We start from the raw sequence: 18539 nt of genomic DNA, 5'->3' as shown, positions 1-18539 counted from the left end.
TGTCCCGGCGGCGGCGATGCGCCATTCTGGCGCCGCCTAAACGGAGATTTGCGCCATGTACCACAATATTCTTGTTCCGATCTCGTTCGATGCCGACCGCGACACCTCGGGGCCGCTGAAGCTGGCGCAGATCCTGTCCACACCCGATGCGCAGGTCACTTTGCTGCATGTGGTCGAACATATCCCGGACTATGCGATTTCCTATATGCCAACCGAGTACATGACCGAGGCGCGGCGGGCGATTCAGGCCGAACTGGACGGATTGGCCGCAAAGGTTCCCAACGCCAAAGGCATCGTGGTCGAGGGCCATTCGGGGCGCACGATTCTGGATTGGGCCGAAGTGAACAAGCCCGACCTGATCATCATGGCCTCGCACCGCCCGGGTATGCAGGACCTGCTGCTGGGCTCGACCGCGACCCATGTGGTGCGGCACGCCAAATGCGCGGTGCATGTGGTACGCTGAGGAAATCCTTACGGTGGCCATCGGGGGGCCTTGGGATTGCCACATCCCCGCGTTACCAACCGCCACATGACGGATGATTCTTCTGAACCAACCATGAGCCGCCGTTCAATCCGGCGGCACCGGCGTGCCGAGGAACAGCGGCGTCGAGCGCTGTCGCCGTTTCGCATTCTGTTCATGATCCTGGCCCTGCCGCTGACCACGGGCATCATCGCAATCGGCACCTATATGCGCGCCACTGACCGGGACCGCCCCGAGGCGGTGCTGCATCTGGTGGCGCTGGCCGGGTGTGATGCGACCCGGGCCATGGGATTTGGGGCGTTTTACGAAGGCGAGGTCGGGTATCACAAGCGCAATGATCCGGATGGGGATGGGGTGGCTTGCGCGTCTGTTGCACCCGGCACGGGTTTTGTCGCCCCGCAAGAGGCCGAAGCCCCAAAGCAGCGCACAGTCGGCACCGCGAAGTTTCTGAAACCCTGAGAGCAGGCGAAATCTTGAAAAGATTTCGGGGCCGCTTTCTTTTCAAGAAAGCGGTGCGTGGCTCAGGTGAGCCAGCGCACCGGGGCGCGGTTGCAGAAGATCACGATCTGGCCCGAGTTTTCGGCCACCTGATAACCGCGCCGGTGAATTTCGGCCATGAACCTGTCCCACCCCGCAAACCGTTCGATATCGCGCGCCTTGCGCCGGATCACGCCACCCTGCTGCACCGCCTTTGACGCAAAGAGATCCTGCAGCCAGATGTCAGGCGAGAGCGGTGAGTTTTGGTTCCACATGCCCGCAGTTTTGGGACGGTTGGGTTAATGTGGGGTTAAACCTCTTGTTCCGGGGCCTCGAGCCCGTCACTTTGGTCGCATGACCCGGGATGAATTCAATACGTTTTGTGCCAGCCTCAAGGCCACCACCCACGTGGTGCAGTGGGGCAATGCAGATGTGTGGAAGGTGGGCGGCAAGGTTTTTGCGATCTGCGGCTGGCACGAGGGCGCGGATGCGTTCACATTCAAGGCCAGTGATCTGGCCTTTGAGGTTTTGGGCGACGAACCCGGCATCCGCCCCGCGCCGTATCTGGCGTCACGGGGGATGAAATGGCTGCAGGTCTATGAGGAACGGGGCATGAACGATGCCTCGCTGCGCGAGCATATCGTGATGTCTTATGATCTGGTGGTGGCGAAGCTGACCAAGAAGTCGCGGGCTGAGTTGGGGATTTAGCCTTGCAACAGGCTTGCGCTGCAACCCTGAAGTGTCAGGCGGCGATCCCGGCTGAGGTGTCAGGTTGAAAATACCCTGAATCCACAAGTATCAATGCGAGATTTCGTGCCTCCATGCTAGGTTGCGCGCGGCGGGGTCGTTCCGGTCGCGCCCTATGGCAATTTCGCCAGATGAGGGAGGAAAGTGATGTTTGCACGTATTACCCAATACAAAATGAAGCCCGGCACGCGCGAGGCGGCGACGGCGAAAATGAATGAACTGAAATCCGAAATCATGGGCATGCCCGGTATGCACAGCTTTACCAATGTGATGAACGAGGACGGGTCGGGCTATGTGGTCTCGGTGGCCGAGCTGTGGGGCCATTTTGCCGAATTCATGGAAGGCCCGCCGACGCCGGTTGGGTATGATGTGATTGCCCATTGGGATAAGGGGTGAACGGCGGGGCGGGGGGTTCCCCGCCCTTTTTTGTGGGTTTGTAGGATGGGGTTTTACCCCATCATGATGCGGATGGGTGTCGAAGTGATGGGTTGGAAACCCATCCTACGGGTGTTTGAGGCACACTGCCATCACATCTTGACGGGTGTTCCCTCCGTAGCGTGTCGTGCTTGGCAAGGCCATCCAAGCCCTTTTTCGGTAACTCCACAGATAGGGCCAATTCTCGACATCGCAGGCAACGCCGTGGGGATACTGATAACCATCGGAGTGGTTCCGGATGGACTCAAAGAGAGATGAGCGTTTTATGATGCGAAGCTCGGATGCATTTGCATACCTGGTCATTTGCCACTGAACTTGCGCGTTTTGCAAAGCGACTGAACCCATCACTACGAGCATAGCGCCAACTATGATGGTCGGGATTTTTGCTTTGCCCGGCATGATCGCGATGGCTGTGCCAGCCAAGATAAGCAGTAGGGACGCGACTCCGAGAAAAATGAAGAGTTTCGCGCCGAAGGCAGCGCTTAGCAACAACAAAACTGAGGCTGGCCATAGTGCCAGGACGAGCCACCGAAGAGTGCCGTAATCTGTGTCCACTCCGAGGCCAAAGATAACGATCAGAAGGAGGAGGAGCCAAAACATCGCCAAGGCTCTGCCCGTGGAAGCCTCGCGCCATCCCGCAACCACGCTTACCCATATCCATGCCATCGCCGAGATAGATATTACGCCAAGAAATCCGACCACACTGAGAAACGCTATCAAAGATTTATCCTAAACCTGTTGTTTAGGGGCAGGTTCACTGAAGCGGCCGCAATTGCAACCATCAGTTGCGCGGCATTCTACCGCTTCCGCCTCTTCACATTCCCACCCCGTTGCCCCGGCCTGCCAGCCGTTGACCGCCCGCGCGACTTGACCGCATCCTCGGACGCTTTCTCAACCGCCCACTGCCGCGCCATGGGGTCGTCGGCGACGGCGAGGTCGACCGCTTCCAGGCGTTTGATCTCATCCCGGATATTGGCGGCCTCTTCGAATTCGAGGTTCTCGGCGGCTTTGCGCATTTGCTCGCGTAGGCCTTCCAGATGCGCCTCGAGATTCGCGCCGTGCATCGGTTTGTCGATGGTGGCGGTGACGCGGTTCATGTCGACGTCGCCTTCGTAAAGACCGGCCAGAACGTCCTCGACATTCTTTTTCACTGTCTCGGGTGTGATGCCGTGTTCCTGATTATAGGCGAGCTGTTTGGCGCGGCGGCGGTTGGTCTCGCCCAAGGCGCGCTCCATGGAACCGGTGATCTTGTCGGCATACATGATCACCCGGCCATCGGCGTTGCGCGCGGCGCGGCCGATGGTCTGGATCAGCGAGGTTTCCGAGCGCAGGAAGCCCTCTTTGTCGGCGTCCAGAATGGCGACCAGCCCGCATTCGGGGATGTCGAGCCCTTCGCGCAGCAGGTTGATGCCGACCAGCACGTCAAATGCCCCCAACCGCAGGTCGCGCAGAATCTCGATCCGTTCCAGAGTGTCGATGTCCGAGTGCATGTACCGCACTTTGATGCCCTGTTCGTGCAGGTACTCGGTCAGGTCCTCGGCCATGCGTTTGGTCAGCGTCGTGACCAGCGTGCGGAAGCCGTTGGCGGCCACTTTGCGCACCTCGTCCAGCAGGTCATCGACCTGCATCGAGACCGGGCGGATTTCGACCTCGGGGTCCAGCAGGCCGGTGGGCCGGATCACCTGTTCGGTGAAAACGCCGCCGGTCTGTTCGATCTCCCACTTCGCAGGCGTGGCTGAGACAAAGACGGATTGCGGGCGCATGGCGTCCCATTCCTCGAACTTCAGCGGGCGGTTATCCATGCAGGACGGCAGGCGGAAGCCGTGTTCGGCCAGTGTGAATTTGCGGCGATAGTCGCCGCGGTACATGCCGCCGATCTGCGGGACAGAGACGTGGGATTCGTCGGCGAAGACGATGGCGTTGTCGGGGATGAATTCGAACAGGGTTGGCGGCGGTTCGCCCGGCGCGCGGCCAGTGAGGTAACGCGAGTAGTTCTCGATCCCGTTGCAGACGCCGGTGGCCTCAAGCATCTCCAGATCGAAATTTGTGCGTTGCTCTAGACGTTGGGCTTCCAGCAGTTTGCCCTCGCCAACCAGTTGATCCAGCCGGATGCGGAGTTCCTTTTTGATGCCGATGATCGCCTGCTGCATCGTTGGTTTCGGCGTCACGTAGTGCGAGTTCGCGTAGACGCGCACTTGTTCCATCGTCGCGGCGCGTTCGCCGGTCAGGGGGTCGAACTCGGTGATCTGTTCCAGTTCCTCGCCGAAGAATGAAAGCTTCCATGCGCGGTCCTCAAGGTGGGCGGGCCAGATTTCCAAGCTGTCGCCGCGTACCCGGAACGAACCGCGCTGAAACGCCTGATCGTTGCGGCGGTATTGCTGGGCGACGAGATCGGCCATCACTTGCCGCTGGTCATATTCGTTTCCGACCTTCAGGTCCTGTGTCATCGCGCCGTAGGTTTCGACCGAACCGATACCGTAGATGCAGGAGACCGAGGCGACGATGATCACGTCATCCCGCTCCAACAGCGCACGCGTGGCCGAGTGGCGCATCCGGTCGATCTGTTCGTTGATCTGCGATTCCTTTTCTATGTAGGTATCGCTGCGCGGCACATACGCCTCGGGCTGGTAGTAGTCGTAGTACGAGACGAAGTATTCCACCGAGTTTTCCGGGAAGAAGCCTTTGAATTCGCCGTATAATTGCGCTGCCAGCGTTTTGTTGGGCGCAAGAATGATAGCGGGGCGCTGGGTTTCTTCGATCACCTTGGCCATGGTGAAGGTCTTGCCGGTACCGGTCGCGCCCAGCAGAACCTGATCGCGCTCGCCGTCATTCACGCCGCCCGCCAGTTCCTTGATGGCCGTTGGCTGATCGCCGGCCGGGTTGAACTCGGTATGCATCACGAACTGCTTGCCGCCTTCCAGTTTCAGTCGGGCGCGGACGTCTTCAGCGGTCAGCTGGGTCTTGTCGGAATGGGCGTAGGGCATCGGTGGGCTCCGGGGATCAGGCCCCTACATTTGTTCTTATTTTGTCCATCTGCAAGGGCTGATCGGGTTTCGCGCGGGCTGGGCCTGAACTTTCGCTGCTGGTGCGTTCAGGTTTTCGATCTAACGTAGCCTGATGACAATTCCTGACATCAGGTCGCCGCGACAATTGTCATCTTGTCCCGGCGCGTGCTGTGGCGCATAAACAGGCCCAGCCAAGTGAGTACGGAGAGGCGACATGCGCGCACGGATTTACCAGCCTTCGCGAAACGCGATGACCTCGGGGATGGCCAAGACCCGGCACTGGGTTCTGGAATATGCACCTGCGACTGCGCGTGAGGTTGATCCGCTGATGGGCTGGACCTCATCGAATGACACGCAGACGCAGGTGCGGCTGAAATTCGACAGCAAGAAAGAGGCGCTGGATTACGCCAAGGACAACGGCATCGATGCGCAGGTCAGCGAACCGCACACACGCAAGCCAAATGTGCGCGCAGGTGGCTATGGCGAGAATTTCGCCACTGGCAGGCGTACCCCCTGGACCCACTGAATGATCGAGCTTCGGCCCGCTGATCCAACGTCGAATGCGTTGCGCCCGCTGGTGCAGGCGCATTTTGCCCATAGTGAAACCGCAGGCCCTGCCGAGAGCAATCACACCATGGATGCCGAGGCGCTGGCCGGGCCGGGGATCCGGTTCTGGGCGCTGTACGAGGCGGATACGCCGCTGGGATGCGGGGCGCTGAAAACCTTGCCGGATGGCACTGCCGAGGTGAAATCGGTGCATGTGCTGACGGCAGCGCGCGGGCGGGGGCTGGCGCGGTTCATTATGCGGGAACTGGCCGATCTGGCGCGGGTCGAGGGGATTTCAGCGCTGGTTTTGGAAACCGGCGCGGATCATCTGCCGGAATATGATGCCGCGCGTCGCCTGTACGAATCACTTGGGTATTCCTATTGCGGCCCGATCCATGGATATGAGGCCGATCCAAACAGCGCCTTTATGCGCTTGCCCCTTGAATACCCGGCATAAAAACCGCAAGAAGGGCGCAGCGGTCCCGTAGCTCAACTGGATAGAGCAGCTGACTTCTAATCAGCAGGTTCGGGGTTCGAGTCCTCGCGGGATCGCCAAATCATTTCATACGCTTAGGTGGATAATGGGCCACCTAATTTACCTGCCTGCCCGTGCCTGGGGGACAAATGGGGGACAGTGCGCCCATTTTCCACCATTATAAAAAGGTGGTGCGTCCAACTCAGAACGTCTACGCGCGTAGACGTTTCTGCCCACGTGGGATCAACAGGCATATTTGCCGCTCGGACTAATGAGGGTGCGCAAATTTGCGCATGCTGGCTGTCTGCGGCCCTGCGAGACTTTCGGCAAATTTGCCGAAGGTTCCAGATCCGCGCGCTCAACCCTCTTAGCTGTTCGAACCGAACGCTCCGCAACGTTCAACATATCAGCGGCTTGTGCCTGAGTAGGACCAACAGGCAAATTTGCCGCTTGGTCGGACACGCGGTCACCGCCATGAGATAGCTTCGCCAGTTTCGCAGCAACCATAGCCCGTTGGCTTTCCGTGAGGTGGCGGCGGTGCAGGTTGTGCGAAATGACGTGAGAAAGAGGATCCGTACCCTCAAACTCAACGCGCGGATATTCAATCCCCAAATCCCGCGAAACTTGCGAAACACCTTACGCAGAAAATCACAACCGGGCTGCTATTCTCGCTATTCCTGCTATTCGCCCTTTCCTGCATAACGGAAAGCTCGGGCCGTCCTGGCCCTGTGCTTAACCTGCTTGCTGGTCAGGTTTTGCCCGTTTTTCCCCGTTAAAAAACGGTGCCGGTATCACTGTTTTCAGCGAAACAACCGGCCCATTTCTGGACCGGCTGCAAGCTGGGGCATTCAGCTTAACTCACGATACCATTCGTTCACTTCGTCCAAGTCCAGACTGTAGGGCGTGATTGGTGACGCAGGGTGCACCGCTCCGCCTGTGCTGTGGTCGGCAATCAGGTAGCCGCCGTCTTTCTTGGACAGCCGATAACCGAGTTTATCCAGTTTCCGGCGCAGTGTGGTTTCGCTCATGGCTTTCATGGTCATTCTCCTAATTGGGGTTTCGGCACGTTGCCGAGGGAAAAGAACCACGCCGGGGCTTGCCTTACCTTGACTAGCAGAGCCTAGACCCTGCCGCGCCTGCGTCCCGGTGCAGACGACTTACAATATACATGCGCAAAGAAACCGCCCGGTTCAAGGGGCGGCTTCCTGCAAAGCTGGAACAAGGGGGACTATCCAGCGTTGATTGCCTTGAGGGCTGGCGCGCTTCCTGACAGGCCGGACGCACCGGCACGGATAGAGCGCACCATCTGCCCGTAGTGGTCGTTTCCGGCATGAATGCAAATGGCGTCGTCATCCGCTTCAAGCGTAAGGATATCAAGCTGCGCGGCCAGTTCTTCGGGTGTGGTGGCGACCTTGCGGCTTGCGGCGCTGAAAACGTCCTGCCGCTTATCGAACAACAGTTCCTGCGCGACCTCATAGCCTGCATCGCTCATCTTGCCGAGTTGGCACAGTTCCCACAGTTCGCTTGACGCGCTCTTTAACTCGCTGTGAAGCTCTTTCATGTCCGTGAGTGCGGCTGGTACTTCCATGTTTTCCCCTCCTACGCCAGCAGGCCAACAGCATCGGAATGCAGGCGGCGATACTGGTCCGCGTCGTGCGCATCCTCAACCCCAAGCGCGATAATGACCTTGATTGCCAAATCCTGCGGGCCTTCAATCGGCTGCTGAATAATCCGGTCCTCAACCGCGACCATTGCCATGTAAGCAGGTGTAACAACCTCGTCATCGTGGTTGTGGGCATTGGTGCCCGTCAGGGCAATACCTTCATCAGCAAGGCGCTCATACTTGGCTGATGCGTCCTGCCATTCCTTGTAAAGCCGCTGGATGGGCGTTGCGCTGCTATCTGCAACAGCGCCCAGAGCGATAGACCCAGCAAGAGCCGGAATGCTCGATTTCAACAATGTGCGACGATGAATGGTCATGCTTGTCCCCTTTCTCTTGTGTGCGGTTAGGCGGTTCTGCGGTTGCGATTGCTGGCCAGAACCATGGGTTTCAGATCCCCGGTAAAGACCCAATCCAGTGACATGCCGGTGTCATCACAGAAGGCCATCAACTCAGGCGACGGTGCGCCGTCATCGCTGAGCAGACGGGCCGGGGGTTCTTTCCCCAATACGCTTGCGAAATAGGCCGCGCGGTCGGATGCCTCTTGGCGCTCGTCCTGTTCCGGCTGGATGGCTGCAACCTCGATACCTGACATGGCCTGCAACGTCCGCGACAGGGTGCGCAGCAATACGCATTCTGTGTCTGTGCTGGTCGCGTCTGTAATGCCAAACTCGGGATGTGCGGCAAGCTCTGCCTGCGCTGCAACGCCTTCAATCGTGGTGGCCGGTGTGGATGCAATGAGCCGTTCAAGTTCGTGATACGGCTTCCAGCGAGTGTCATTGTCATCAATAACCCCGACAGTCGCGTTCAGGTCGCGGCGAATTTCATGCCAGCGGTTCAGCCAGCCGGGGTGTGGGTCATTGTTCCCAGCAGATGCCCCAACGGCCAGCACGGCAACGGGTGCGGATTGAATGAGGGTACGGCGGTCAATCATGCGGTTGGTCCTTTCAGTTGGGGTTCGTCAGGCAGGCTCGCGAGGGACGCGGTAAGCTCTGACGACTTGGCTTTGATGGTGCGGATAAGTGCATCGGCTGCGCCCCATGTTTCGGGGTCGGGGCCTTCCCACGTCAGGCGGTACAGCGCGTTCGCGAGACCTTCCAACGTGGTTACATCCGTCAGAATTTCGTGGTTCTTTTTCATTGCTTCCCCTCTCATTGCGTGAAGTGGTGAATGTGGCCGTCTGCGGCGATACGGGACACGGTTGCGAGGTTCACAGAGCGCGGGGCCTGTGCCTCGGTATCCCAGACCGCCAACAGATGCGGGTGGCGACGTGCGCGCGTCTCGATGGCCTTGCGGGCCGCTTTTGATGCTGCATCGCCCTTGACGTTCTGGCGTAGGTTGGCGGGCTGAACGCGCATGGTGCGCTGTGTTCCGTCCTGTTTGGTGAAGGTGACAGAAACGAACCGGCCTTTTGCCTTGGCAATGAGTTCGCGTTTTTCGGCGTAGTCGTCTGCCTTGGTTTCGTGGTCCATGGCGACGGTCAGTGCCGCCGACAATTCGTCACGCTTGCGGTAATCGGCCTGTGTCCACGTGTCCTTGTTTTCCAGCATGTTGATTGCTTCGCGGATGTGGTCGGCCTCGGTCATGCTGGCACGGCGCACGGCTTCTTTCGCCTCACCCCATGCCTGCCACAGTGCATTGCGCCAGTTGATGCGGTTGAACGGACGATTGCCCAAGATGGCCCAAGCGCGGTTCATGATGTTCTGGCGGTCATACATGGTGGTTTTCCTTACTTGTCTCTGTGTGTTGCTTTCTTATGTCCTTGTGATAAGTTTTTAGAGCAATGACATACCTATGTCAACACTGTGTTATAACTTTTTATGTCAGGGATATAAGAATGACCCCAGAGCAGTTGAGAATGGCCCGCGCAGCGCTAAGGATTGGCGTTCGCGAACTGGCTGAAATGTCGGACACTGCACCGGCGACAATCACGCGATTTGAAACTGAAAAGGGCGGAATCCAACTCTCTACAGCCGAACGGATACAGGCCACGTTAGAGGGTGAGGGTGTTCAATTTCTCAGTGAGACAGATGCGGCTAAAGGGCCGGGTGTGGTATTGGTCAAGAAGTCTGACCAGTGAGCATATCCTACCACCCCAAGAGGGGCACGATTGTTACCGCCGAATTCGAGAAATTCGAATGGGCGAACAGGTAACGAACACGCTGTTCACGTTAGTTTAACTTGCAATTGGTCACTCTGCCTATCATATTGATAGGTATGAAGCAAGGTAAGGCCCCCGTAACTCGCCTGATGACGGCGGCACAATTTGAAGCCCATGTTAAGGATTACTCACGGTTTTCCAGCATGGTTTTCATTGGGGATCATGTCTTTGTGGACAACGCTGACAGGCGTCTAACGCGCAGAAGCATAATTCGAGCACTAACGAAAGGAACTGTAAGAGGAAACCCCACTTGGGATTCGGACCATCAAAACTGGGTGGGGAAAATGCACTATTTGGGAACGGGTATGGGATTGGAGGTGGTCTGTGCGATACAAGACAATGTTCTCACAGTTACCGTTGTGACGGCATACCCGAAGTTCAGATAGGCTGAAAGGAGTATACATGACTGACTTCATGCACGTTTCGGAGGGACGGACCCGCTATCACTACACTGATTGCGGCCTGGATAACGTGTGGTTGATTGGTGGGGTGGAGCGTAAGGATACACCTTACGGTCCAGCAACTTCTATTCATGATTTGGATGAACTTCATCATGCAATAGCACTAGACATTGTTTCCGGTAAGGAGATGACAGGCGCGGAATTTCGGTTCCTGCGCGTGGAACTTGAACTATCCCAAAAGGCCCTAGCTGGTATTCTCAGAGCGACTGAGCAACAGATTCACCGCTGGGAAAACGGCAAGACCGAAATATCCGGGCCAGCACAGGTTGCATTATCCAGCTATTATCTTGAGTCTACGGACGAAAGTAGCAGGATGAAAGACTTGCTGGATCGATACGCCGAACTTGACGACATGATTGACTACGCCGGGGACCGCCTATTTTCCCTGAACAATGACCATTGGGAAGCATCTGGACAACCAGAGGCGGCCTAAAATGCAAGCCTTCGGCTATTACTGAATACGGCCCCGCTTCGGCGGGGCCTTTGCTTTTCCGAGACTGCAGATTCCAGCCTTCAGTCAAGTTCTCTTCCATATGCTGGCATTTCATTCAAACCAACGGTGTTCCCATCACCCCCAATATTCAAACAGTTCGGACTGTAGTACCAACCGGTCTTTCCACCATCAATGTGCTGCCATCCAGCGACGATTCCCGTGCCGCTTTCGTGGGGGAACAGGCCTTGAATGTTGTGGTTGTTTTCTTGGTAAGCGTGAACCGTTTTCCCGCCTCCGCCGCCGACGAATCTACAATCTGGGCTGAAGTACGCCCAGTCAAAATTACCAGGAAAAATTCCACTTCGGAAAACCGAAACGACTCCGCCGTTACATTGCGAAATCGCCGAAAGCGTATTTGTGCCTTCGTAAACAATCTCAACCTCACCTGATGATTTTCTCCACTCCACAAAGCGCTTCTTTCCGTCACTTATTGGAACCAAAGTGCCACCACCACACTGGGCGGTACGCTCCGTTGCAAATGCAGGGTTTGTATTAAAATAAGAAAGAAATGCGACTGCAGTAACCGATAACTTCAAAATAACATTCAGCATACATGGCTCCTAATGTTAGAAATTTCTTTTCAAATTGGCCTTTTGGATAGTGTGCCAATGCCGAAGGTAAAAGGCAACTTTCCTGTCTTTAGCCATAAAATCCCCTCAGAGGGGAATACGGACCCGGCAACCGCGTAACAGTCACACGCGCGCGTATTGCGCAGAAATCCCGGTTTCGACGGTCTACCCGTGCTAAAACCGCTAAACCTGCTAAACGGCTGCATGGGAGCCTTGAATCAGGGCTCCCCGCTTTTCACCGCTGGAAAGCGGGCTTTTGCTCAATTGTGAGCGAAAGCCAAAACGGCGGTTTTGTTGCCTGCATTCAGGCATGGGCGGAGCGGAGCAGTGGGCCAACTGTTCCCACTGGTGACGGCAAGAAACTGGAACAAGTTGTTCCAGTTTAACCGAACACGAATAGGCTCAATCTGGCTGAGGGTATTCGGATCTGAATGGGGTGAGATTGTGTGCGCGCGCACACGGTTCAGCCCGTAAATCACCGCAAATACGGTGCGGCACCTTGAATACCTTGATTGTTTATCAAGTTGGGGTCGCGCCAAATGTGGATTGGCAATCCAGTTTTCCCGCCTCCTGCCCCTGTAAATCCCTGTATTAACAGGAAGCGGTGACACGCTGGCCGAGCCGGTATCTCCCGGTATTAACCGGCGTTGCCGAGTTGTCGGTATCGGTTATTCAGGGGATTGCAAAAAACTCAGATTCCGACCTGACCCCCTGCTACATCTGCTACTTCTGCTACATGGGATATGCTCCACGGTGGAGCGAAGCCATGCATATCTGCATAGAATGTCTAAACTGGAGATAATCTCCACATTTACCAAGTGGCCAACTTGGCCAGTCCAACCGGCAGGGGTCACGTTCCGTTACTCCCCCTCAGACTCGATATGCGGGGCTGTGGGCGCGATACTGGGCGTTTGACGATGTGCTAGCGTCCGAACCCCGTTAATGTGCCTGACGGGCATATTTGGGGCCTGTGCAGTGAAATGCGGGATCATCCCATATTTGTGACACCGTGGAACAATCTCCCCCGCTGTTTGTCCGCTGTATTATCAACGGGGCCGCCCCAAAGCTGGGGGCGTTGTGCATATCGGCAATTATTGCCGATTTACTGGGGCGTCGGGATTCACGACCCCTCTAATGTTCGTCCGCCATTGGCGGTTGTACGATTTGCGCAATAATTGCGCTTTTGGCAGGGTGCGGGAAACACGCACCCCTACGGATGGGGTGCTATATTTTAGCATCCTGTTTCCTACATTGAGGAAAGGACCACAGTCCGTCTATTCCTTCCAATGGAATGCGAGAACCTGAGTATCCACTGAAAGCCCCTGTTCGCGTCGAACCTTTTGCACATGCGCTTCAAGTTGCGCTTCAGTCAATCCGGGCTCCACCCATGTGTAGTGAATTTTTGGCTCTGATGACCGATTTTCCAAATTGCTGATACGTTTCCTCATACTCATTTTGCCGTCTCCAATGCTGTAATCCGGCGCTCTAGTTCAGTCGTTTCCAGCACTCGCCTGTACTGTTCCACCAGCCCCATGACGGTTGCGCCCTCAAGCGGGGTTACATCACCCTGAGAAACAGCATGTAGCACCGCTTGCGCGGCCTCTGAGGCGTCCTCAGCGGATTTGATGGGTGGAAGGTCGAAATTGACGGGCGCATCCTTTCTCGCGGGCGCTACCCGCTCCAGGCACAGCCGCAGGGCCGTTGTGTCGCCCTCTAGGGCTTTGCTGATTGCGCTCTGCGTCAGTTCTTCGACTTGCCCCTGTAGCAACTTCTCAACGGCTTGTGTCGCCCTGTTGCGTGTCCCTTTGGGCTTACCGGGGTTGCCCGTTGCAAAGGTGCCGTTGGGATTTCTATCCCCCGTATTCTCGCCGCTATTTCGGTTTGCCATGGGTGTGTTCCTTCAGTCCCGTCATCAGGTTGCGGCAAGTTCAATTTCACGCGCCAGCGCCATCAGGCGATTGCGCTCCGCCCATAGTACCTTTGCACCCTCAGACTGCCGCTTGCGTCCCTCTGGCGTCTTTGACCCAGTGGATGCGCCACCGTGCCTGTGGCAGCGTGTCTTGCCCTCTACGGGCGCTGCCATGCACCGGGAACCGTCGGGCATTTTGGCTCCGCAAATCTTTGTTTCGCTGGTCATGTTGTGCCTCCTGTCTGGACGTTGTACGCCGGGGCGCTTAGATAGGGGTATGCGTCGATTTTTTGTAACCCTTGCTATTGTCATTGTTTTGCTTTGCAGCCCGATAACGGTGCTTGCGGTAGGGTGGGGATATACACAAATCTATCATCAGTTTGGCATGATCCCCTTCGTTGTCGCTTGCTTCAGCGGCCTTGTGTGCGTTCTAGCTGCTGCGTGGCGGTATGAAAGAGACCCAACGCACCGGAACCGGCAACCACACGCCCGATAAGCTCTGCCTGAGCGTCTTTGACGGGTTGTCCTGCCATTGCCCTTTTCACCGCTGCTAATGCCCTTCTGGCCTCCGGGCCTTCAATCCCCACTAGGGCTTCCGCAATCTCATCGAACATAGCTTTCTCACGCCTGCTTAAGCTGCGCGGATCGACCGATGCGACCTGACTGGTTATTTTCCGGGCCGCCTCCAATGGGTTTCCGACATTCCCGATTGCATCGCGCAGAATGCCGGGTTGGGCCTCATGCGCGGCTTGGCCTTGAATGGACTGGCGGATTGCAGTCTTAGAGTTCTGCGCTACTGCTGCGCGAAGGTCTAAAGCAGTTGCCGCTCGGTCCAATTCGTTCAACAACCTATCGGTTCGGGGGCCGCCAAGAATGAGTCGCAGCTTTTCTGTATTTGCTCGGCTGGACATTTCCTTGACCAGTTGCATCGCTTCCCGAGCGTCCGTGTTCGGATCAGTGATTGTCCGGCGAACATTTGAGAGGTTCTGTTCGATACTCTCACGTACACCTTGGCGCACAGCTTGGCGGGCCTCGTTCGACACACCCTGATTCATGAAGGCTTTCACATCCTCAACAGTGGTCCTTTTGAACAACAGGTTCTTGCCCAAAGCCAAGCCTTCGTCCTGCTGAACCTTGTCGCCGCCAATCCGCAGCGCCCGCCCATAAATGGGGTTGGCTTCCTTCAGCGCCTCGCGGAGCTCACCGGCAAGCTTTCTGGCGCGCAGTCCCTTTGCCGTCATCCTGCCGAACTGGTCAACCGACTCTCGGGCGATCCCGTCTAGGGCCTTCTTGATTTCGTCCAGTTGCTGAACATTCGGCATTTCCCGAAATGTCACGCTGCCATCATCCGCAATCTGCGCCATGATTTGCTGATTGCGTTGACCCGCTGCGGTCATGGCTTCGTTTGCCTCTCCTATCGCTTCATTAAGCGTTTTTGCAGGGATACGAGACAAGGCACCTTCGATATTGCGACCGGCTGTGCTGGCATAGTCGATGGGTTGGGCATAGGCCATCTGGTAAGCCCTCTGCCTTCCGGCTGCTGTGCCCTTCGATATCTCTTTAGCGGCGGTTTTGACGCCCTTGGGCTTGCCAAACACCTTGTCCAGAACTCGGGGAATATGCTGTCCGACCTTGGCCGCTCTGCGTTCCGTCGCATCTCGCGCCACCTTGAGAGCGGTCCCGCCGGTATTGGCAGATGCATCCAGCAAAGCAGCAGTAGACGGCCCTGCATCCGCAAGCATTGCATCGTCGCCTAGTCTGGATAGCTGCCCGAGCGCTGCGTCAAGGTCATCGTTATCAAGAGATGTTTTCACTGTTCTGGCAGCCGCCGGGGTTAGGCCAAATTCTTCCATGATTGTCCGAATATCCAGGCCCTTGATGCGCCGAGCCAAGCCAACAATCTGTTCACCGGAAATTGAGGCAACTGGACCTAACAACGCGCCCAAGGCTCCGCCGAACGTAGCGCCTTTTGCGCCTTCGACCGCGCGACTATCATCATGTGCCCGCCCTGCAAAGCTGGCAGCACCTTCCACAGCACCAGCAGGGGCAGCTACCATGCCCGCCCGAGCGCCACGCGTGAGCATGTTTGTGCCTTTGGCAATGTAGTCTGCCGCCTTAGTCGCTCCAGCCCCTGCCGCAAGCGGAATCGCTGTTGCGATACCACCTGTGACGTTCAATGCCGCTGATTGACCGGGATGCTGGCGCTCCATTGCGTCGGATGTCAGGCGCATGTTTTCCGCTGCCTGTGGACTAACCAATCCAACGGCCTCGTCTGCCCATTCACCAACAAGCGGGGCACCCTGTACGAATTCCTGAGCCCGCGCCGCAATCGGGTTTTCTGCGATGCGTTCCCGGTCTACATCCCGCTGCACCAGATCCACCGACTTTGCGCCCTGCATGATTTCCTGAATCCGGGCTTGGTCATTCGTGGCGTACCCCGGGGATTTGAACGACAACGACCCGTCTTCAAGCTTGAACACCTGTCCGCCGTCATCTGTGGTGGCAACAACCTCTCCTGAAAGCTGCTGCCTGCGCTTGGCAATCCGGTCCTGAATGCCCGCCGTATCGCCCTGCTGAGCCAGTTGTGCGCGCCGGTCAGCGATGCGCTGCTGAATATCACCATTCATAGGCCCATCTCCTGAAAACGGCGCTCCAAAGCGTCAAGCTGGGGGCCGGTCATTTTCTCAATCGGCACCTGCATAAGCTGCTCTTGGCTCATCTGCATGATGCTTTCGGGTGTGTATGCCATGGCGGGTTGGCGGTTGAGGTAGCTTTGCCAATCGCCTTCAGGGTTGGCTTTGACGCCTTTACCGGCTTCAGCAATGAGCGGATTGTCCCTCATGTACTCGGACCAGACTTCTTGTGCGCCCTCAAGGCTACCGTGCTTACGCGCCCAGTTTTCGAAGAAGGCAGCCCGGGATTGCGCCCGTGCGGCTCCGGCCTTCATGACCTGAGCAATGGCCATGTTGCCCTCTTTGGTCTGGCTGAGGTTTGGAACAGCAGCCCGGAACATACCCATTTCCCTGTCCGTGATTGCGCCCTTCGTCTTCTCGGTGAAGGTCAGTTGCGCTTCCATGGCCAGCGACTTGAACGCGCCACGTGCGCCGCTGTCACCGGGGAGGAAGCCAACCATATCATCAACGAAGCCATACGCATCTCCACCGGGGCCGGTATATCCAACCTGCGGTGTGATGGTCTCAAGCTGGGTCGCAAGGCTCTCAAGGTCAGTAGCGGTACGTCCCGCTGTGTTGATTTCCTCAAGGGCGGCAGCGTCTTTCTTGGAAAGCTCACTGCTAAGCTTGCCCGAGTCGCGCGGGGTGCCTGTAGCGTCGGGGTTCTGACCCGGTGGCGTACCGAACTGTTGCCCGCCGCCATAGGATACAACCATGCCGTCAGGTGTGGTGACATTGAAGCCGTTGCCCTTTTTGGCGTTGGCGTAGTCAATCCGGCTTAGAGGCGTTCGGCCTGCCGCTCGTTCTTCAGCCGCATAACGTCCGTATTCGTCAGCAGGGTCGGGCGGTGTTGGCGTGACATTGGGCGCAACCAAGCGCGGGTCTTGTCTGCCGGTCGGATCAATGTAGTAGTAACGTCCATCCGCCAGCTTCGTGACCTGCATTTTCTCAGGGTCTTGTGGCCGGAACTGTTCGACCGCCATTTGCTTCAATTCCGAGGGCACATAGTCGCTGCTAAGAACTTGTGCCAAGCGCTCCGGTGACAGGTTCGCAAATCTCGGTTGAGGTGTATCACCCGGCATTTGAATGCTGCGCGCAATCTGCTCCACCTTCTGGCGGTATTGCGGATCTGTTGCATACCCAGAATTGCCCAGAGCTTCCAACTGTGCGTCCAGACCTTCAGCGGCCAGCATATTGGAATAGCGGGGATTGCTTTGGAGAAAATCGACGTACCCGGCAACAGAGTCACCCATGCCGCCATACTGACGGAAGCTGTCGCGGGTTGAAAGCCGAGTGCCGTTGTTGAACTCAGTCGTCGCCAACACGTTGCCACCCGGTAAGCCGTGAGACTTGATGCCAAAGAAATTGTTGCCCGGTGCAGACCTTCCATAGCCAGTTTCCAGCGCCGATTGTGCCACGATTAGGCGCGGGTCCAAGCCTGTGGTTTCTCCCGCCTCGCGGGCATAGGGCAGCATAGCCGTAATGAAGCTATCCCGGTCCCCCGGCGTGAATGATTCCTTGCCGAGTGCTTTCATAGTGTCCGCGCCGATTCCTGCCGGTGAATTTGGATCAGGCGGCGTGTAAGAGGCAGTGTTGCCCTGAATGTCTCTGAATACATCAGTTGTCAGCTTCAGGGCCTCTGTGCGCTCTGCCTTTTCGCGCGCGGCCTCCTGTTTAAGAAGGTTTGACTGCATCATATGGTTCATGACCGGAGCCACGCTGTTACCTTTGAGGATTTCCCCAAGGCCGAATAGAGCCATTGCCCGCTTTTCTCGGTTCTCTGGCCCCATAATCGAAGCAAGCGCACTACCGCCCCCAGGTGCGCCGCCAAACATCTTGGTTAGTGCTCCCTGCCGGTCTTGCGATGCAATATCCGTGAGTGTCATTGTTAAGTCCCTGTCCAAATCGATTTCATTGCCGCAACCGCCAGCCGATGAGGCAGTGATTGCCTGACGTGGCGGGGATAGAGCCATTGACGACAAAGCCCGCCTGTAGGGCGTGCCAAAGGCTGTCCACTGTTTCGGTGATAGTTGCTGTCACGTAGTCCGGTTGTTCAGAAAGCCAGAAGGCGCGAAGGATTGAACCAACGATTTCGCCCTCTCGGTCCCATTCCTTGAAGTCATCCAGCAGCATGAATGTTGCGTGCCAAACGCCGTTAACTTCAGTCTGGCGCAACGTGACCAAGATACCTTGGCCTTCCCAGAACTGATACAAGTCATCAAAGACTGATGCATCCAGCGAGAACGCGGCAACGCTCGGCATTTGCTCAGGCAGTACCCGTCTCGGCTTGCCGCCTTCAACCTGTGTTTCCTGTGTGCCTGTCATTGCCGCCTCCGTTTGCTCTAGAGGTATCATAATACCACACGAAAAGCAAGAACGGACGCAGAACGCCCGCGCATATATGAGGTAAAATAGCACCTCAAATCGGCTGGAGATTTCTCTTTGTTT

23 protein-coding genes and 1 tRNA gene are annotated in these 18539 nt (G+C 56.9%); 9 read left to right on the top strand and 15 right to left on the bottom strand.

Features of this window, described 5'->3' with window-relative positions:
* Positions 1 to 55: 55 nt before the first annotated feature.
* Positions 56 to 463 (top strand): universal stress protein, encoded by a 408-nt coding sequence (locus ACR0FG_RS03860; protein ID WP_480890310.1) that lies wholly within the window; start codon positions 56 to 58, stop codon positions 461 to 463.
* A gap of 93 nt (positions 464 to 556) precedes the next feature.
* Positions 557 to 940, top strand: a complete 384-nt coding sequence (locus ACR0FG_RS03855) for an excalibur calcium-binding domain-containing protein (RefSeq protein ID WP_480890307.1) — start codon at positions 557 to 559, stop codon at positions 938 to 940.
* Between the two features lie 62 nt (positions 941 to 1002).
* Here ACR0FG_RS03855 and ACR0FG_RS03850 read toward each other — a convergent pair whose 3' ends face one another.
* A complete protein-coding gene (locus ACR0FG_RS03850; RefSeq protein WP_480890304.1) occupies positions 1003 to 1233 on the bottom strand; it encodes an aspartate aminotransferase in 231 nt (76 codons plus the stop codon).
* Between the two features lie 79 nt (positions 1234 to 1312).
* Between ACR0FG_RS03850 and ACR0FG_RS03845 the strand changes: the two genes are divergently transcribed.
* Positions 1313 to 1666, top strand: a complete 354-nt coding sequence (locus ACR0FG_RS03845; RefSeq protein WP_480890301.1) for an MmcQ/YjbR family DNA-binding protein — start codon at positions 1313 to 1315, stop codon at positions 1664 to 1666.
* A 186-nt stretch (positions 1667 to 1852) separates the two neighbouring features.
* Complete coding sequence (locus ACR0FG_RS03840; protein ID WP_480890299.1) at positions 1853 to 2101, top strand: hypothetical protein; 249 nt, start codon at positions 1853 to 1855, stop codon at positions 2099 to 2101.
* Positions 2102 to 2206: 105 nt separating this feature from the next.
* Here the strand turns inward: ACR0FG_RS03840 and ACR0FG_RS03835 are convergent, their stop codons facing one another.
* Both ACR0FG_RS03835 and uvrB read right to left on the bottom strand, forming a co-directional pair.
* Complete coding sequence (locus tag ACR0FG_RS03835) at positions 2207 to 2860, bottom strand: hypothetical protein (protein ID WP_480890296.1); 654 nt, start codon at positions 2858 to 2860, stop codon at positions 2207 to 2209.
* A gap of 77 nt (positions 2861 to 2937) precedes the next feature.
* Positions 2938 to 5124, bottom strand: a complete 2187-nt coding sequence (gene uvrB, locus ACR0FG_RS03830; protein WP_480890293.1) for an excinuclease ABC subunit UvrB — start codon at positions 5122 to 5124, stop codon at positions 2938 to 2940.
* 235 nt (positions 5125 to 5359) lie between these two features.
* Here uvrB and ACR0FG_RS03825 point away from each other — a divergent pair, with 235 nt between their 5' ends.
* The 3 genes from ACR0FG_RS03825 to ACR0FG_RS03815 all read left to right on the top strand — a co-directional run bounded on the left by ACR0FG_RS03825 (position 5360) and on the right by ACR0FG_RS03815 (position 6246).
* Positions 5360 to 5671, top strand: a complete 312-nt coding sequence (locus tag ACR0FG_RS03825; protein ID WP_480890290.1) for an ETC complex I subunit — start codon at positions 5360 to 5362, stop codon at positions 5669 to 5671.
* On the top strand, positions 5672 to 6148 hold the full coding sequence (locus ACR0FG_RS03820) for a GNAT family N-acetyltransferase (RefSeq protein ID WP_480890287.1): 477 nt from the start codon (positions 5672 to 5674) through the stop codon (positions 6146 to 6148).
* A 21-nt stretch (positions 6149 to 6169) separates the two neighbouring features.
* A tRNA-Arg gene (locus tag ACR0FG_RS03815) sits at positions 6170 to 6246 on the top strand.
* Positions 6247 to 7014: 768 nt separating this feature from the next.
* Here ACR0FG_RS03815 and ACR0FG_RS03810 read toward each other — a convergent pair.
* The 6 genes from ACR0FG_RS03810 to ACR0FG_RS03785 all read right to left on the bottom strand — a co-directional run bounded on the left by ACR0FG_RS03810 (position 7015) and on the right by ACR0FG_RS03785 (position 9544).
* On the bottom strand, positions 7015 to 7203 hold the full coding sequence (locus ACR0FG_RS03810) for a hypothetical protein (protein ID WP_480890284.1): 189 nt from the start codon (positions 7201 to 7203) through the stop codon (positions 7015 to 7017).
* A 191-nt stretch (positions 7204 to 7394) separates the two neighbouring features.
* A complete protein-coding gene (locus ACR0FG_RS03805) occupies positions 7395 to 7754 on the bottom strand; it encodes a hypothetical protein (RefSeq protein WP_480890283.1) in 360 nt (119 codons plus the stop codon).
* 11 nt (positions 7755 to 7765) lie between these two features.
* A complete protein-coding gene (locus ACR0FG_RS03800) occupies positions 7766 to 8146 on the bottom strand; it encodes a hypothetical protein (protein ID WP_480890280.1) in 381 nt (126 codons plus the stop codon).
* Positions 8147 to 8172: 26 nt separating this feature from the next.
* Positions 8173 to 8760: a hypothetical protein gene (locus tag ACR0FG_RS03795; RefSeq protein WP_480890277.1), complete on the bottom strand. Its 588-nt coding sequence runs from the start codon at positions 8758 to 8760 to the stop codon at positions 8173 to 8175.
* Positions 8757 to 8966 (bottom strand): hypothetical protein, encoded by a 210-nt coding sequence (locus tag ACR0FG_RS03790; protein WP_480890274.1) that lies wholly within the window; start codon positions 8964 to 8966, stop codon positions 8757 to 8759. Before ACR0FG_RS03790 ends, ACR0FG_RS03795 begins: the two co-directional genes overlap by 4 nt.
* 11 nt (positions 8967 to 8977) lie before the next feature.
* Complete coding sequence (locus tag ACR0FG_RS03785; RefSeq protein ID WP_480890273.1) at positions 8978 to 9544, bottom strand: hypothetical protein; 567 nt, start codon at positions 9542 to 9544, stop codon at positions 8978 to 8980.
* A gap of 119 nt (positions 9545 to 9663) precedes the next feature.
* On the opposite strand from ACR0FG_RS03785, the gene ACR0FG_RS03780 reads away from it, so the two are divergent.
* Both ACR0FG_RS03780 and ACR0FG_RS03775 read left to right on the top strand, forming a co-directional pair.
* Positions 9664 to 9906 (top strand): helix-turn-helix domain-containing protein, encoded by a 243-nt coding sequence (locus ACR0FG_RS03780; protein WP_480890270.1) that lies wholly within the window; start codon positions 9664 to 9666, stop codon positions 9904 to 9906.
* 483 nt (positions 9907 to 10389) lie between these two features.
* Complete coding sequence (locus ACR0FG_RS03775; RefSeq protein WP_480890268.1) at positions 10390 to 10881, top strand: helix-turn-helix domain-containing protein; 492 nt, start codon at positions 10390 to 10392, stop codon at positions 10879 to 10881.
* 80 nt (positions 10882 to 10961) lie between these two features.
* On the opposite strand, the gene ACR0FG_RS03770 is transcribed toward ACR0FG_RS03775, so the two are convergent.
* From ACR0FG_RS03770 to ACR0FG_RS03745, 6 genes are all read right to left on the bottom strand, one after another.
* A complete protein-coding gene (locus tag ACR0FG_RS03770; protein WP_480890266.1) occupies positions 10962 to 11492 on the bottom strand; it encodes a hypothetical protein in 531 nt (176 codons plus the stop codon).
* A gap of 1468 nt (positions 11493 to 12960) precedes the next feature.
* Positions 12961 to 13398: a DUF5681 domain-containing protein gene (locus ACR0FG_RS03765; protein WP_480890263.1), complete on the bottom strand. Its 438-nt coding sequence runs from the start codon at positions 13396 to 13398 to the stop codon at positions 12961 to 12963.
* A gap of 24 nt (positions 13399 to 13422) precedes the next feature.
* Entirely contained in the window at positions 13423 to 13647 is a 225-nt protein-coding gene (locus ACR0FG_RS03760) for an HGGxSTG domain-containing protein (RefSeq protein WP_480890261.1), read from the bottom strand.
* A gap of 182 nt (positions 13648 to 13829) precedes the next feature.
* On the bottom strand, positions 13830 to 16046 hold the full coding sequence (locus tag ACR0FG_RS03755) for a hypothetical protein (protein WP_480890258.1): 2217 nt from the start codon (positions 16044 to 16046) through the stop codon (positions 13830 to 13832).
* Positions 16043 to 17977 (bottom strand): glycoside hydrolase family 73 protein, encoded by a 1935-nt coding sequence (locus ACR0FG_RS03750; protein WP_480890255.1) that lies wholly within the window; start codon positions 17975 to 17977, stop codon positions 16043 to 16045. Before ACR0FG_RS03750 ends, ACR0FG_RS03755 begins: the two co-directional genes overlap by 4 nt.
* Before the next feature lie 25 nt (positions 17978 to 18002).
* Positions 18003 to 18416, bottom strand: coding sequence for a hypothetical protein (locus ACR0FG_RS03745; protein WP_480890253.1), 414 nt, complete (start codon positions 18414 to 18416; stop codon positions 18003 to 18005).
* Positions 18417 to 18539: the final 123 nt, after the last annotated feature.

This window comes from Ruegeria sp. E1 (genome assembly GCF_056534225.1).
The sequence above is the reverse complement of the archived record's forward strand: the minus strand, read 5'-3'. Positions and strand labels throughout refer to the sequence as shown.